Annotated in this window: 13 protein-coding genes; 4 read left to right on the top strand and 9 right to left on the bottom strand. The window is 68.7% G+C overall.

The genetic code is table 11. The features are described 5' to 3' along the window. Positions 1-266: 266 nt before the first annotated feature. Positions 267-1,070, bottom strand: a complete 804-nt coding sequence (gene mazG / locus DDE23_RS24280) for a nucleoside triphosphate pyrophosphohydrolase (protein ID WP_107751721.1) — start codon at positions 1,068-1,070, stop codon at positions 267-269. Positions 1,071-1,135: 65 nt separating this feature from the next. Between mazG and DDE23_RS24285 the strand changes: the two genes are divergently transcribed. After that, positions 1,136-2,290 (top strand): M20 aminoacylase family protein, encoded by a 1,155-nt coding sequence (locus DDE23_RS24285; RefSeq protein ID WP_107751720.1) that lies wholly within the window; start codon positions 1,136-1,138, stop codon positions 2,288-2,290. Between the two features lie 58 nt (positions 2,291-2,348). Here the strand turns inward: DDE23_RS24285 and DDE23_RS24290 are convergent, their stop codons facing one another. The 7 genes from DDE23_RS24290 to DDE23_RS24320 form a co-directional block, all read right to left on the bottom strand. Next, positions 2,349-3,089 (bottom strand): YebC/PmpR family DNA-binding transcriptional regulator, encoded by a 741-nt coding sequence (locus DDE23_RS24290; RefSeq protein ID WP_107751719.1) that lies wholly within the window; start codon positions 3,087-3,089, stop codon positions 2,349-2,351. Positions 3,090-3,230: 141 nt separating this feature from the next. After that, positions 3,231-3,887 (bottom strand): DUF2726 domain-containing protein, encoded by a 657-nt coding sequence (locus DDE23_RS24295; RefSeq protein ID WP_107751718.1) that lies wholly within the window; start codon positions 3,885-3,887, stop codon positions 3,231-3,233. 182 nt (positions 3,888-4,069) lie between these two features. Beyond that, on the bottom strand, positions 4,070-4,579 hold the full coding sequence (locus DDE23_RS24300) for a CarD family transcriptional regulator (RefSeq protein ID WP_107751717.1): 510 nt from the start codon (positions 4,577-4,579) through the stop codon (positions 4,070-4,072). A gap of 267 nt (positions 4,580-4,846) precedes the next feature. After that, positions 4,847-5,185: a ferredoxin FdxA gene (gene fdxA / locus DDE23_RS24305; RefSeq protein WP_107751716.1), complete on the bottom strand. Its 339-nt coding sequence runs from the start codon at positions 5,183-5,185 to the stop codon at positions 4,847-4,849. Between the two features lie 111 nt (positions 5,186-5,296). Continuing rightward, a complete protein-coding gene (locus tag DDE23_RS24310; RefSeq protein ID WP_192883753.1) occupies positions 5,297-5,710 on the bottom strand; it encodes an RNA-binding S4 domain-containing protein in 414 nt (137 codons plus the stop codon). After that, a complete protein-coding gene (locus DDE23_RS24315) occupies positions 5,707-8,661 on the bottom strand; it encodes a helicase-related protein (protein ID WP_107751715.1) in 2,955 nt (984 codons plus the stop codon). The genes DDE23_RS24310 and DDE23_RS24315 overlap by 4 nt, the downstream gene beginning before the upstream one ends. 40 nt (positions 8,662-8,701) lie before the next feature. Continuing rightward, positions 8,702-9,238, bottom strand: a complete 537-nt coding sequence (locus tag DDE23_RS24320; protein WP_238150104.1) for a tetratricopeptide repeat protein — start codon at positions 9,236-9,238, stop codon at positions 8,702-8,704. A 132-nt stretch (positions 9,239-9,370) separates the two neighbouring features. Here DDE23_RS24320 and DDE23_RS24325 point away from each other — a divergent pair, with 132 nt between their 5' ends. The 3 genes from DDE23_RS24325 (at position 9,371) to DDE23_RS24335 (ending at position 11,844) form a co-directional block, all read left to right on the top strand. Next, a complete protein-coding gene (locus DDE23_RS24325) occupies positions 9,371-9,655 on the top strand; it encodes an SCP2 sterol-binding domain-containing protein (protein WP_107751714.1) in 285 nt (94 codons plus the stop codon). Positions 9,656-9,661: 6 nt separating this feature from the next. Then, on the top strand, positions 9,662-10,582 hold the full coding sequence (locus DDE23_RS24330) for an alpha/beta fold hydrolase (RefSeq protein WP_107751713.1): 921 nt from the start codon (positions 9,662-9,664) through the stop codon (positions 10,580-10,582). Positions 10,583-10,845: 263 nt separating this feature from the next. After that, the gene (locus tag DDE23_RS24335) at positions 10,846-11,844 is read left to right on the top strand and encodes an aldo/keto reductase (protein WP_107751712.1); all 999 of its coding nucleotides are present in this window, start codon (positions 10,846-10,848) and stop codon (positions 11,842-11,844) included. A 126-nt stretch (positions 11,845-11,970) separates the two neighbouring features. Here the strand turns inward: DDE23_RS24335 and DDE23_RS24340 are convergent, their stop codons facing one another. Then, positions 11,971-13,524, bottom strand: a complete 1,554-nt coding sequence (locus DDE23_RS24340; RefSeq protein ID WP_107751711.1) for an AMP-binding protein — start codon at positions 13,522-13,524, stop codon at positions 11,971-11,973. Positions 13,525-13,546: the final 22 nt, after the last annotated feature.

Here is a 13,546-nt window from a genome sequence, read left to right on the forward strand (position 1 = left end):
GCCCTCGTTGCCCGCTGCCGCGGGCGCCTCGGGCGACCAGCGGCGCGGCGTGCCGCCGCGCCGAAGAAGGGGGGCCGTCTGCCCCCCTCTTGGCCTGACGGCCAATTCACCCCCCGAGGATATTTAGAGCGCAAAGATGCAGGTTAAGAGGGCGTTACGCCGCCTTCTTTGCGCTTCAAATATCCTCGGGGGTTTCTCAAGGGGGTGGAAAACCCCCTTGAGCGGGGGGCGCGGGGGGCTGGCCCCCCGCATGTTCCAGCCCGGCCTCAGCCCCTCTTCTCGGCCGCCTTCGCCGCGTCCCAGAGCGCGTCCATTTCGGCCAGGTCGCTGTCCTCGGGGCGGCGCCCGTCGACGGCGAGGGCGGCTTCGATGGCGCGGAAGCGGCGGGTGAATTTGTCGTTGGCGGCGCGGAGCGCGGCTTCGGGGTCGATGTCGAGATGCCGCGCCAGATTGGCCATGACGAAAAGGAGATCGCCGTATTCCTCGAAGCGGTCCTCGGGCGCGGCCTCGGTCAGCTCGCGCGCCTCCTCGGCGATCTTGTCGACGACCTGGCCCACCTCGGGCCAGTCGAACCCGACCCGCGCCGCGCGGTTTTGCAGCTTGACCGCGCGGGTCAGCCCGGCATGCCCGACCGGCACGTCATCCAGCACCCCGGTCAGCGCCTTGGCCGCCCGTTCGCGGGCCTTGCGTGCTTCCCAGGCCTCGGTCTGGGCCGCGGCGCTGTCGATCACCTCGGCACCAAACACATGGGGGTGGCGCGCGACCATCTTGTCGGCGATGCCGCGCAGCACCTCGTCGAGGGTGAAATACCCGGCCTCTTCGGCCATCTGCGCGTGATAGACCGACTGGAACAGCAGATCCCCCAGCTCGCCCTTCAGCCCGTCCCAATCCTGCCGGGCAATGGCATCGGCGACCTCGTAGGCCTCCTCGATCGTATAGGGGGCGATGGAGGCGAAATCCTGCTCCAGATCCCAGGGACAGCCGCCCTCGGGCGCGCGGAGCCGGGCCATGATGCGGGCCAGACGGGGCAGCCCGCCCTCGGGATCGTGGATCAGCGGATCGTCGGCCATTGAAACCCCTCGAAGAAGCGCGGATGCTGGGCCCCTCTATCCCTCAGCCTGCCCCCGGAGTCCACATGCCCGTCCTGAACCGCATCGCCGATTACGCGCCCCAGATGACCGAATGGCGCCGCCATCTGCACCAGCACCCCGAAACCCGCTTCGACTGCCACCAGACCGCCGCCTTCATCGCCGAACGGCTGCGCGACTTCGGTGTCGATGAACTGCACGAGGGCATCGCCCAATCGGGGATCGTGGCGATCATCGAGGGGGAGGGCGCGGGGCCGACCATCGGCCTGCGCGCCGATATCGACGCGCTGCCGATCACCGAGGAGACGGGCGCGCCCCATGCCTCGACCGTGCCGGGCAAGATGCATGCCTGCGGCCATGACGGCCATACGGCCATGCTGCTGGGGGCGGCGAAATACCTGGCCGAGACGCGGAATTTCGCCGGCCGCGTGGCGCTGATCTTCCAGCCGGCCGAGGAATGGGGCGGGGGCGCCGAGGTCATGGTGCAGGAGGGGATCCTGGAGCGGTTCGGCATCGGCCAGGTCTATGCGCTGCACAACGCGCCGGGCGTGGCACTGGGCCGGTTCGAGGGGCGGGCGGGGCCGCTGATGGCGGCGGTCGACACGATGTATGTCACCGTCACCGGCCGCGGCGGCCATGGCGCCCATCCCGAGGATACGATCGACCCCGTCGCCGCCATCGTGCAGATGGTGAGCGCGCTGCAGACCGTGGTCAGCCGCAACCGCCGGGGGACGGATGCGCTGATCGTCTCGGTCACCCAGATCCACACCGGCTCGGCCGACAACATCATCCCCGAAAGCGGCTGGTTCTGCGCCACGATCCGCAGCTATGAGCCCGCCGTCCGCGACATGGCCGAGGCGCGCTGCACGGCCATCGTCGAGGGGGTCGCCGCGGCGATGGGCGTCAGCGCCGAGATCGCCTATGACCGCGGCTATCCGGCGACCATCAACCCCGAGGCCGAGACCGCCTTCGCGCTGGAAGTCGCCGCCGAAGTGGGCGCCGAGGCGGGCGATTGCGAGCCCAGCATGGGGGCCGAGGATTTCGCCTATATGCTGGAAAAGCGCCCCGGCGCCTATCTGTTCCTGGGGCAGGGCGAAGGGGCGGGGCTGCATCATCCGAAATACGATTTCAACGATGCCGTGGCGCCGGTGGGCGCCAGCTTCTTTGCCCGGCTGGTCGAACGGGCGCAGCCCCGGAGCTGAGGGCGCAAGAAAAAAGGGGGGCGGCTGCCCCCCTTTCCAAGTCCTGACGGCGTGGCGGTCAGAGCGCCGCCATCACCTCGTCCGAGGCTTCGAAATTGGCGGTCACGTTCTGCACGTCATCGTCGTCTTCCAGCATGTCGATCAGCTTCATCAGCTTCTGCATGCCGTCGAGGTCCAGTTCGGTCGTGGTCTGCGGCTTCCAGACGATCTTGGTCGAGTCCGATTCGCCCAGTGCCGCTTCCAGCGCCGAGGAGACCTCGCCGATATCCTCGAAGGCGCACCAGATCACATGGCCGTCCTCGCTGCTCTCCACATCGTCGGCGCCCGCCTCGATGGCGGATTCCATCACCGCATCGGCATCGCCCACCGTGGCCGGATAGATGATCTGCCCCATGCGGTCGAACATGAAACCGACCGAGCCGGTCTCGCCCAGGTTGCCGCCGTATTTGGTGAAGATCGAACGCACGTTCGAGGCGGTGCGGTTGCGGTTGTCGGTCATCGTCTCGACGATCACCGCCACGCCACCGGGGCCATAACCCTCGTAGCGGATTTCCTCATAGGTATCCGCGTCGCCGCCGGTCGCCTTCTTGATCGCGCGTTCGATGTTGTCCTTGGGCATCGACTGCGACTTGGCTTCCTTGATCGCCAGGCGCAGGCGGGGGTTCTTGTCGGGGTCAGGGTCGCCCATCTTCGCGGCGACGGTGATTTCCTTCGAGAACTTCGAGAACAGCTTCGAACGGGCGGCGTCCTGCCGCCCCTTGCGATGCTGGATGTTGGCCCATTTGGAATGGCCTGCCATGATGCGCTCCGGGTCTTCGTGGTCGGGCAGGCTATAGTCCAGTGAGGGGCTTGCTGGCAAGGGCGGCCTGCGCGCAGAGGGGGCCAAAGGCAACGCCGGCCCCGAGGGGACCGGCGTGCTGCGAGGGGCCCGGGCGGTGGTTCAGGCGTGAAGCGGCATCGCCTGCGGGCGATGGCTGAGGGCCGGGGCGCGCGGGGTCCGCGGGACGGGGGTGCCCTGGGGTTCGACGCCGGGCAGCACGTCGAGCTTCTCGCGCAGGAACTCGCGGTCGTAGTGCCAGGGCACCTCGATCAGCGGCACGCCGGCCTGGCGCAGCGCCTGCCGTTTGGGCGTCTCGTTGCGGGCCTGTTCGGCGCGTTCGTCGGCCATGTGTCCGGCGTCGCGCAGCGGCAGGAATTCCAGCGCGCAGAAGGGCTGGAACCGCGCATCGACCAGCAGGAAATCGACCCGTTCCCGCTCCAGCACCGGGCTGATGCCGCCATCCTCGGGGCGCAGGAACTCGGCCATCGACACCTGCGACAGCAGGCGGGCGCCGGGATAGATCTCCATCGCCACGCGTTCGAGGTCGAAATGCAGGTCGCATTCGGCCGGGTCGTGTAACGGCCGCGCCAGATAGCGGGTCGCGGCCGGTTCCTCGGCCGGGGTCTCGATCAACGCCCTCGCCTTCGCCATGGCGAAAGCGACGAGCGCCAGGCCGGAGCACGCCAGGGCAATGCCTGTTCCGTCCGGCAGAATGTCGACGAAGGCCAGGGCGGCGTCGGCGACTCGGGGGGTGAGCGTTTGCATAATGGTAAGCATTTTGCAAAGCTGCTCGCAAATTGCGGCAAGAATTTGACAACCTTAACGGGTGTTAGGGAAAATCACGCGTTAAGGTTGTTGCGGGCGCCGGGGCCGGGGCCGGCATCGGCCCGACCCTCACGGCAAACGAAAACGCCCCGGCCGAAGCCGGGGCGTTGCACCATTGTCAGAAAGGCGCGGGATCAGGCGGCGCGGGCGACCAGAACCTCGTCGACCTGCTTGGCGGCGCCCGCCTCGTCGAGGCCCGACACGGCGGCGACTTCGCGGGTCAGACGCTCCAGCGCCGCTTCATAGAGCTGACGCTCGGAATAGCTCTGCTCGCGCTGGTCGTCGGTGCGGTGCAGGTCGCGCACCACTTCGGCGATGGCCAGCAGATCGCCCGAATTGATCTTCTGTTCATATTCCTGGGCGCGGCGCGACCACATGGCACGCTTGACGCGGGCCTTGCCCTTCAGCGTCGCCAGCGCCTTGGCCACCACATCCGGGGTCGAGAGCGAGCGCATGCCCACCGCGGTGGCCTTTTCGGTCGGCACGCGGAGGGTCATCTTGTCCTTTTCGAACGAGATGACGAAGAGTTCGAGCTGCATCCCGGCGATCTCACGCTCCTCGATGGACACGATCTGGCCGACGCCATGCGCCGGATAGACCACGAACTCGTTGGGGCGGAATTCGGCCTTGCGGGTTTTGCTCATGCTTCAGCTTCCTCGAGTTGAGCCCGTTCTTCCGGCGACAAAAACCCCACGGGAAACGGCGTTTCCCGGTGGATCAGATTGTGGAGCCGAAAAAAAACATCGCACAGGCGAGCAGCACTGCGGATGCCGGGCAGGTCATTGTTGTAGCAATCTTGTAACACAAATTCAGGCCGAATCAAAGCCCGGAATCACGCCTACGCTGCACGGCAGCGTGACGTGATGGCGCCACCAGGGCGCGTCGGGGTCCCGGGACGGGGTGCCGCAGCGTCAGCTGCCCTCGCCGGGATTCTCCGAGAAATACTTGGTCAGCTTGTCCGGCTCGCCGTCGCGATCCGAGGCCCCGGGCAGGGGCTCGCGGCGCTGGGTGATGACCGGCCATAGCTCGGCGTATTTGCGGTTCAGCTCGACCCAGCTTTCCAGGCCCGGCTCGGTATCGGGGCGGATCGCGTCGGCCGGGCATTCCGGTTCGCAGACGCCGCAATCGATGCATTCGTCGGGGTGGATCACCAGGAAGTTCTCACCCTCGTAGAAACAGTCGACCGGGCAGACCTCGACACAATCGGTGTATTTGCAGGCAATGCAGTTGTCGATCACGACATAGGTCATGGCGGGTCTCGCTGTGGGTTCCGCGGAGGTGTGACGGGTCTTCCGGGGGCGGACTTAACCCCCTTCGTGCGATCAATCAAGCCGACACGAGCCGCTTTACGCCCGGGCGCGTCATTGCGCCCCGCCCTCGCCCCTGAGCGCGTCATAGGCGCGCCGATCGCGGCCGGTGGGGCGCCCGCCCGCTTCGCGCTGCGGCTGGCCGGCCTCGGGCGCGGGCCGGGCCGGGGTCAGATCCTCATAAAGCGCCTGCGCTTCGGTCGCCGGGCCGCGCCGGGCGCCGGGGGCCAGCACCTTGACCACCCGCACGTCGCGCGCCTGCACGAAGGTCAGCACATCGCCCGGCCGCACCGGCTGCGAGGGTTTCGCCACCGGCTGGCCATTCAGCCGCATCGGCCCGGCACAGGCCGCCGCCGCCAGGCTGCGCGACTTGAAGAAACGCGCGTGCCAGAGCCATTTGTCCAGACGGATCGGCCCCCCGCCATGAGGCGAAGGGCCGGTAGTCTGGTCCCGCTCTGGGGGCGTCACTGCTTGTCCTTCAGCCCCATCAGCGCTGCGGCGAAGGGGTTGTCGGGGTCGATGCGGTCGCGCTTCTTCTCGGGGCCCGAGGTGAAGCTGCGGGGCTGCTGGCCCTTGCCGCCGCGGTCGTCGCGCTTGCCATGCGGCTTGCCGCCCTTCGGCCGGTCCCCACGCTCGGGCCGGTCGCCCTGACCACCGCCCTTGCGGTCGTCGCGGCGCGGACGGTCGCCCCTCGGGGCGCCGCCTTCGCGGGCCTCACGCGGGGGACGCTCGCCTTGCGGGCGCTCGCCCTGCGGACGCTCGCCCTGAACCCGCTCGCCCTGCGGTGCGCCATCGCGGCGCGGGCCGCCACCCCGGCGCTGCCCTTCGGGGCGTGCGTGGCGGGGACGGGGGGACCAGCGGAAGGTGTAGAAGACTTCCATCTCCTCGGCCGCGGCCGGGGTCTCGGTCGCCTCGGCCGTTTCGGCTTCGGCCTCGGCGGCAGGCGCGTCTTCCTCGGTCAGGATATGGGCATGGTCAGCCTCGTCCTGCGCCTTGGCGGCGATATCCTCGGCCTTGGCCTCCAGCGAGGCGGCGGCGGGACGCGCCTTGGCGCGCTCGCCCTTCTCGGCGCCGTAGCCCAGCCCCTGCATCAGATCGGCGAATTGCTCCAGCGTCATGCCGGTGATCGACAGCATCTCGGGCGCGGCCTCGAACCCGGCGCGGGCGTCGCGGGTCCTGAGCAGGTCCGCCAGACGCTCCAGCATGTCGATGCGGATCGCGCGCGAGCCCGCCGGGCGATAGCCCGACAGCGTGTAATGCTGCATCGGCACATCGGCGATGTTGGGGATCGTCACCAGCCCGGGCGGCGGGCTTTCGGGGAAGGTGTCCAGCCCCTGCGCCAGCGACCAAAGCACCAGCCTGAGGCGCGTGGGCGCGGGTTTCAGCAGGGCCGGCAGGAAGATGGTGAACTGGCCGAAGCGCACGCCGTGCTTGCGCAGCGCGCCGCGGGCCTCCTGATCCAGCGCCTTCACCTCGTCCGCCACACCGTCGCGCGGCAACACGCCCAGCGACTCGACCAGACGGAAGGCGAAACCGCGGGCGAGGCCGGTCAGCGTCTCGTCGCGTTGCAGGTTGGTCAGCGGCTCGAAGAGCGCGGCCACCTTGCGGTCGATGAAATGCTGCAGGCGACGGCGCACCTTCTCGGCCACGTCCGGCCCGGCCTCGTCATCGACGAAGGCCTGCACCTGCGGCCGCATCGGGTCCGAGCCCGGGATCAGCTTGCCCACCGCCTCGGAGCCCCACATGAGGCCGCCCTGCTCGGTGAAATCCATCTCGGTATCGGGGGCGTTGTAGAAGCGGTCGGCGCGCAGGTTGAACGCGGGCGCCAGCGCCGCCACCGCAGCCTGCCGCAGGGTTTTCGCCTCGTCCGGGGTGGCAGTCTTGTCCTGCCGGAAGCGGAACCCCTCAAGACGGCCGAGGAGTTCCCCGTCCACCGTCACTTCGCCCTTGTCATTCACCTCGGCCACAAGGCTCTCCTTCTGTTTCAACCGGCGCAGCAGAACGCTGGTGCGCCGGTCGACAAATGCTGCGGTCAGACGCTCGTGCAGAGCATCCGACAGGCGGTCTTCTACAGCGCGCGTTTCGCCGCGCCAATGGCTTTCATCATCCACCCAGCCGGCCCGTTGTGCAACGTAAGTCCAGGTGCGAATAAAGGCCAGTCGGCGGGAAAGCGTATCAATGTCGCCCTCGGTGCGGTCGATGCGCTTGATCGCCGTCGCCAGCCACTCGGTCGGGATGCGCCCGCCATCGTGCAAAAAGCCGTAAAGGCGCGACAGAAGCGTCGTGTGCTCGGTCTGGCTGATGCCGCGGAAATCGGGGATTCGGCAGACATCCCACAACAGCCGCACGTCGCGCGAATCCCTCAGCAGCGCCCGGACCTCGGGCTCGGCCGAGAGGGCCTTCAGCGCCACCAGATCATCCGCCTCGCGCACCCGGGTCAGCCATTCATCGCGCGTCGGCTTCTCCAGCGAGTCGATCAGCCGCTCGGCGGTGCCGAATTCGAGCCGCGCGTTGCGCCATTGCAGCTTGCGGACCGGCAGGAACTGGTGGCTCTCGATCGCCTCGACCACATCGGGCGCCAAGGGCCGGGCCTCGCCGGTCACGCCGAAGGTGCCCTCGGCCGTGTGCCGGCCGGCGCGGCCCGCGATCTGCGCCAGCTCGTCGGGGTTCAGCATCCGCATCCGCCGCCCGTCGAACTTGGACGTGCCCGCGAAAGCCACGTGCCGGATATCGAGGTTCAGCCCCATGCCGATGGCATCGGTCGCCACCAGATAATCCACATCGCCGTTCTGATAGAGCGCCACCTGCGCGTTGCGGGTGCGGGGGCTGAGCGCGCCCATGACGATGGCGCAGCCGCCCTTCTGGCGGCGGATCAGCTCGGCGATGGCATAGACGTTTTCCACGCTGAAGGCGACGATGGCCGAACGCGCGGGCATCCGGGCGATCTTTTTCGATCCGGCATAGGACAGCACCGAGAGCCGCTCGCGCCGCACGAATTGCACGCCGGGCACCAGCGCGGCAATCGCCTGCCGCATGGTGTCCGACCCCAGGAACAGCGTTTCCAGCAGCCCCCGCGCATGCAGCAGCCGCTCGGTGAAGACATGGCCGCGGTCGGGATCGGCGCAGAGCTGGATCTCGTCGATGGCGATGAAATCGGCGCCGATCTCCAGCGGCATCGCCTCGGTGGTGCAGACCCAGTACTGGGTCCGCTCGGGCACGATCCGCTCCTCGCCCGTCACCAGCGCCACGACCGAGGGGCCGCGCAGCGCGACGATCCGGTCGTAGACCTCGCGCGCCAAGAGGCGCAGCGGCAGGCCGATGACGCCGGTGCGATGCGCCAGCATCCGCTCGATGGCGTAGTGGGTCTTGCCCGTGTTGGTGGGGCCAAGGACCGCCGTGACGCGGCTTTTGCTGTTCATCTGCTCGCCTGCCGCGCGATCGTGCGCCTGTCCACCGGACCTAAAGCGACTGCCCCGCCGAGGCAAGCTCAAGCCGTCGCACCGAATCGACGACCTGTTGCTGGTGGGGATGGATGGCGAGCGAGGCGCGATAGGCTTCCAGCGCCTCCTCGGGTCGGTCCAGCTGTTCGAGGATGATGCCAAGCCCCGCCAAAGCGCCAAAATGCCGGGGGTTCAGCCGCAACACCTGCTCGATATCGGCCAGCGACTGGCCCATCCGGTTGGCCAGGAAATAGGCGGTGGCCCGGCCGTTCCAGGCCTCGGCGAAATCCGGCGCGTAATCGAGGACGGCGCTGAAATGGTCGATGGCCTCGGCCGCCTGACCGGCCTGAAGCGCGGCCTCGCCGCGCTGGAACAGGTAGTCGACGCTGGCCGAGCCCGATTGCCCCCAGGCGTTGAGGATCTGCCGCTCGATCCGCATCCAGCGGTCCTGCGCCGGGTCGGCCAATTGGTCGAGCAACAACTCGACATCGGCCTCCTGCGCCTGCGCCGGAAGGGGAAGGACCGCCGGGCCGAGGCAAAGTGACGCGAACGTCAACGTTGCCGCCACGACAGGATTGAGGAACGCACGGGCCTGCTTCATACTGCCCAGCATAGCGCGTGCCGGGCGAAAGGCGAGAGGGCCGGTTGCGGGGCGCGCGCCCGTTTCCATCACGATCAGGACAAAATCATGAGCGACATCATCCAGAAGGCGGTCGACGTGCTGGCCGCCCGCGTGCCCAGCTTCGACGGCTCGGCGAAATTCGTCATCGAGGGCGAGGGGGCCATCGTCCTTGACCAGACGGGCGTCCGCGCGGGCGACGAGGAGACCGACGTCACGCTGACCGCCTCGGCCGAGACCTTTCAGGGGCTGATCGAGGGCGACGTGAACCCGACCATGGCCTTCATGCAGGGCAAGCTGAAGATCGACGGCTCGATGGGGCAGGCGATGAAACTCGCCTCGGTCCTCGGGTGAGCTGAGATGGCCGAGCGCGCCCCCGCGCCGCTGGCCGAATGCGGCGCGCCCGACACGGGGCGCGCCTTCTGGCTGCAGGCCGCGGATGGCGTGCGGCTCAGGGTCGGGTACTGGCCCGGCGAGCGTCTGGCGCTGGTGCTGCCGGGACGCACCGAATTCATCGAGAAATACGGGCTGGTGGTGCGCGACCTCGCCGCCGCCGGCTGGGGGGCGCTGGTCGTCGACTGGCGCGGGCAGGGGCTGGCCGACCGGGCTCTGGCCGACGGGTTGCGCGGCCATGTCGGCGATTTCGCCGAATATCAGCGCGACCTCGATGCAGTGCTGGCCTTCGCCGAGGGCGAGGCGCCGGGACCGCGGCCCTGGCTCGCCCATTCCATGGGCGGCTGCATCGCGCTGCGCGGTTTGATGCGGGGGCTGCCCTGCAAGGCCGCGGCCTTCAGCGCGCCGATGCTGGGTCTGGCGCAGGAGGCGGGCAAGCTCAGGGCGCTGGGCTGGCTCGCGGCGCTGGCCCGTCCCTTGCGCGCCGACCGCGGCTATGCGCCGACCACCGGCGCCGGGTTCGGGCTGCCGTCGATGGGGTTCGAGGGCAACAACCTGACCACCGACCAAGGGCAGTTCGAGCGGATGAAGGCGCAGATCCTCGGCGACCCGCGGCTCTCGCTCGGCGGCCCCTCGCTGCGCTGGATGGCCGCGGCGCTGGCCGAGATCGCGGCGCTGGCGGCGCGGCCCTCGCCCGATATGCCCGCGCTCTTCGGGCTGGGCGGGGCCGAGGGGATCGTCGCCCCGGCGGCGGTCCGCGACCGCGTCGCCCGCTGGCCGGGGGCGGAGCTGGCGGATTACCCGGGCGCGCGCCACGAGCTGCTGATGGAACGGCCCGAGGTGCGCGAGGATTTCCTGGCCCGCGTCCTGGCGCTGTTTTCCCGGTGAGGAGGAAGCGGGGGGCCAGCCCCCCGCACCCCCCGCCAAAGGGGGTTTTCCACCCCCTTTGGAAACCCCCGAGGATATTTGGGGAACAAAGATGAAGAGGGGCGGATTTCTGAACGCGAAGTTAGTGGGCTTTTCTATCGCGTTGGAATCATTGGCGGCGTGCCGGAGTCCCTTGCGTGGGGCGCCGGGTTTTTCCGGGGCGCCGAGGCTTGACCCCGCGGGCGATTGACCGCACCTAGGGGCGGTCAGCTGCGGAGGGATTGATGCAGAAACGTGTCCTGGGGTCCTCGGGGATCGAAGTGTCGGCCGTCGGCTACGGCGCCATGTCGTTTTCGGATTTCTACGGGCCGACCAGCGAGGCGGCTTCGCATGCGATCCTCGATCTGATGCGGGACGAGGGGGTGAACCACCTCGACACCTCCAACGTCTACGGCAACGGCCGGTCCGAGCAATGGATCGGCAGCTATCTGGCCAAGAACCCCGGCGCGCGGGCCGATTTCGTCATCGCCACCAAGGCCGGGATCAGCCGCGACGCCGAGGGCGCGCGCAAGCTCGACAACGATCCGGCGCATCTGGAGGGCGAGCTCGACAAGAGCCTCAAGCGGATGGGCGTGGATCACGTCGACCTCTTCTACGTGCACCGGCGCGAGGCGGGGCGCCCGATCGAGGAGGTCGCCGAGACGCTCGAGCGGCTGCGCCGGTCGGGCAAGACCCGCGCCGTGGGTTTCTCAGAGATCGCGCCCTCGTCCCTGCGCCGGGCTGCCGCCGTCACGCAGATCGACGCCGTGCAATCGGAATATTCGCTGGCCACCCGCTCGCCGGAGCTGGGGCTGGTGCAGGCCTGCGCCGAACTCGGCGCGGCGCTGGTTGCCTTCTCGCCGGTCGGGCGCTCGATCCTGACCGACGACCCGATCCGCCCCGAGCAGATCGAGACGGTTCCCTTCCTCAAGGTCAATCCCCGCTTTGCGCCGGGCAACCACCAGGCCAACCTGGCGCTGACCGATGGGCTGAGGGCGCTGGCGGCCGAGATGGGTGAACCCACCGCGGCGCTGGCCAATGCCTGGCTACTGTCGCGCGGCGCGCATATCCTGCCGATCCCCGGCACCCGCTCGATCCAGCATTTCCGCGAATGCCTGCGCGGCGCGGCGCTCACGCTGACCGAGGCAGATCTGGCGCGGATCGAGGGGATCCTGCCGGTCGGCTGGGCGCATGGCGACCGCTACGACGTGGTGCAATGGATCGGTCCGGAGCGCTATTGCTGACGCTGTTGCCGAGGGCGCGCGCGCCACTTAACCCCTTGTTAACCGCGCATCTTTGTTCTGAAAATATCCTCAGGGGGTGAAGTCGCCCCCGGGGCGACGAGGGGGCAGAATGCCCCCTCCCTTCCTTCAGGCAAGCGCCGCGATCCGGTCCCTGAGCACCCGCCGCAGGATCTTGCCCGAGGCCGATTTCGGGATCGCCTCGACCACCTCCAGCCGGCGGATCTGCTTGTAATGGGCGATTTCGGGGGCGAGATGGGCCTGCACCTCGGTCAGTGACGGCGGGTCGGCGGCGACGATGAAGGCCATCGGCACCTCCCCCGCCTCCGGGTCCGGGACGCCGATCACCGCCGCGTCGGTGATCTTCGGATGGGTCAGGATCAGTGCCTCCAGTTCAGCGGGGGCGACCTGGAAGCCCTTGACCTTGATCAGTTCCTTCAGCCGGTCGGTCAGATAGAGATAGCCGTCCGCGTCGAAATGGCCGATGTCGCCGGTCCTGAGCCAGCCGCCCTCGACAATCGTCTCGGCCGTGGCCCCGGGATTGTTGAGATAGCCCTTCATCACCTGCGGCCCCTTGACCCAGATCTCGCCATCCTGGCCGGGGGGCAGATCGGTCAGCGTCGCCGGATCGACGATGCGGCATTCGGTGTTGGGGATCGTTATGCCCGAGGCGCCCGCCCGCCCGCGGCCCCGGGGCGAGACATGGCTGCCGGGGCTGAGTTCGGTCATGCCGTAGCCCTGCGTGGCATGGGCGCCCAGCCGCCTGCCCATCGCCTCGGCCAGATCGGCCCCCAGCGGCGCGGCGGCCGAGTTGATCTGCGTCAGGCCGCCGAGGTCGAACCTGTCGACCAGCGGGTGTTTGGCCAGCGCCAGCGCCACCGGCGGCACGATCCACATCCGGGGGGTACGGTACCGCTCGCACAGCGTCAGGAACATCTCCAGATCGAAGCGCGGCATGGTCACAAGCCGGCCCCCGGCGGCGATATAGACATTCATCAGCACATGCAGGCCGTAGATGTGAAAGAAGGGCAGAAAGGCCACCGTCGCCTCGCCCCGCGCCAGATCGGCGACCGCCAGCAGCTGGTCGGCGTTCACCGTGAGGTTGCGCTGGGTCAGCATGACGCCCTTGGGCAGCCCGGTGGTGCCCGAGGAATAGGGCAGGCAGACCACATGGTCGTCCAGGTCCACTGGCACCTGCTCGGCGATGGGCTCTCCCATGAATTCGGCGAAGCCTCGGGCGCCTTCGGCGGCGGGGCCGATCAGCAGGATCTCGCGCACCCTCGTGCCCTTGATCCCCTCGCGCGCCGTGTCGAGGAACGGGGCCACGGTCACCAGCAACTCGGCGCCCGAGTCGATCAGCTGGTGGTGCAGTTCATGGGCGGTATAGGTCGGGTTCACGGTCGTCACGCAGCCGCCCGCCCAGGCGGTGGCATGGAAGACGGTGCAGAATTCGGGGATGTTCGGCGCCATCAGCGCCACGCAGCCGCCGGGCGCATAGCCCCGGGCGGTGAGGCCCCCGGCCAGCGCCCTGACCGATTGCATGAACTGCGCGCCCGTCAGGCTGCGGCCGCTGGGACCGTCGATGAGGATCGTGGCCTCCGCGTCGATGCCCTGAAACACCCGCTGGGTGATGCTCAGGTCGCTGATCGGGATGTCGGGAAAGGGGCTTTTGATGATGGTCATGCGTGGTCCTCCCTGTCACCAG

The sequence above is a fragment of the Pararhodobacter aggregans genome (assembly GCF_003075525.1).
Classification (GTDB): Bacteria; Pseudomonadota; Alphaproteobacteria; order Rhodobacterales; family Rhodobacteraceae; genus Pararhodobacter; species Pararhodobacter aggregans.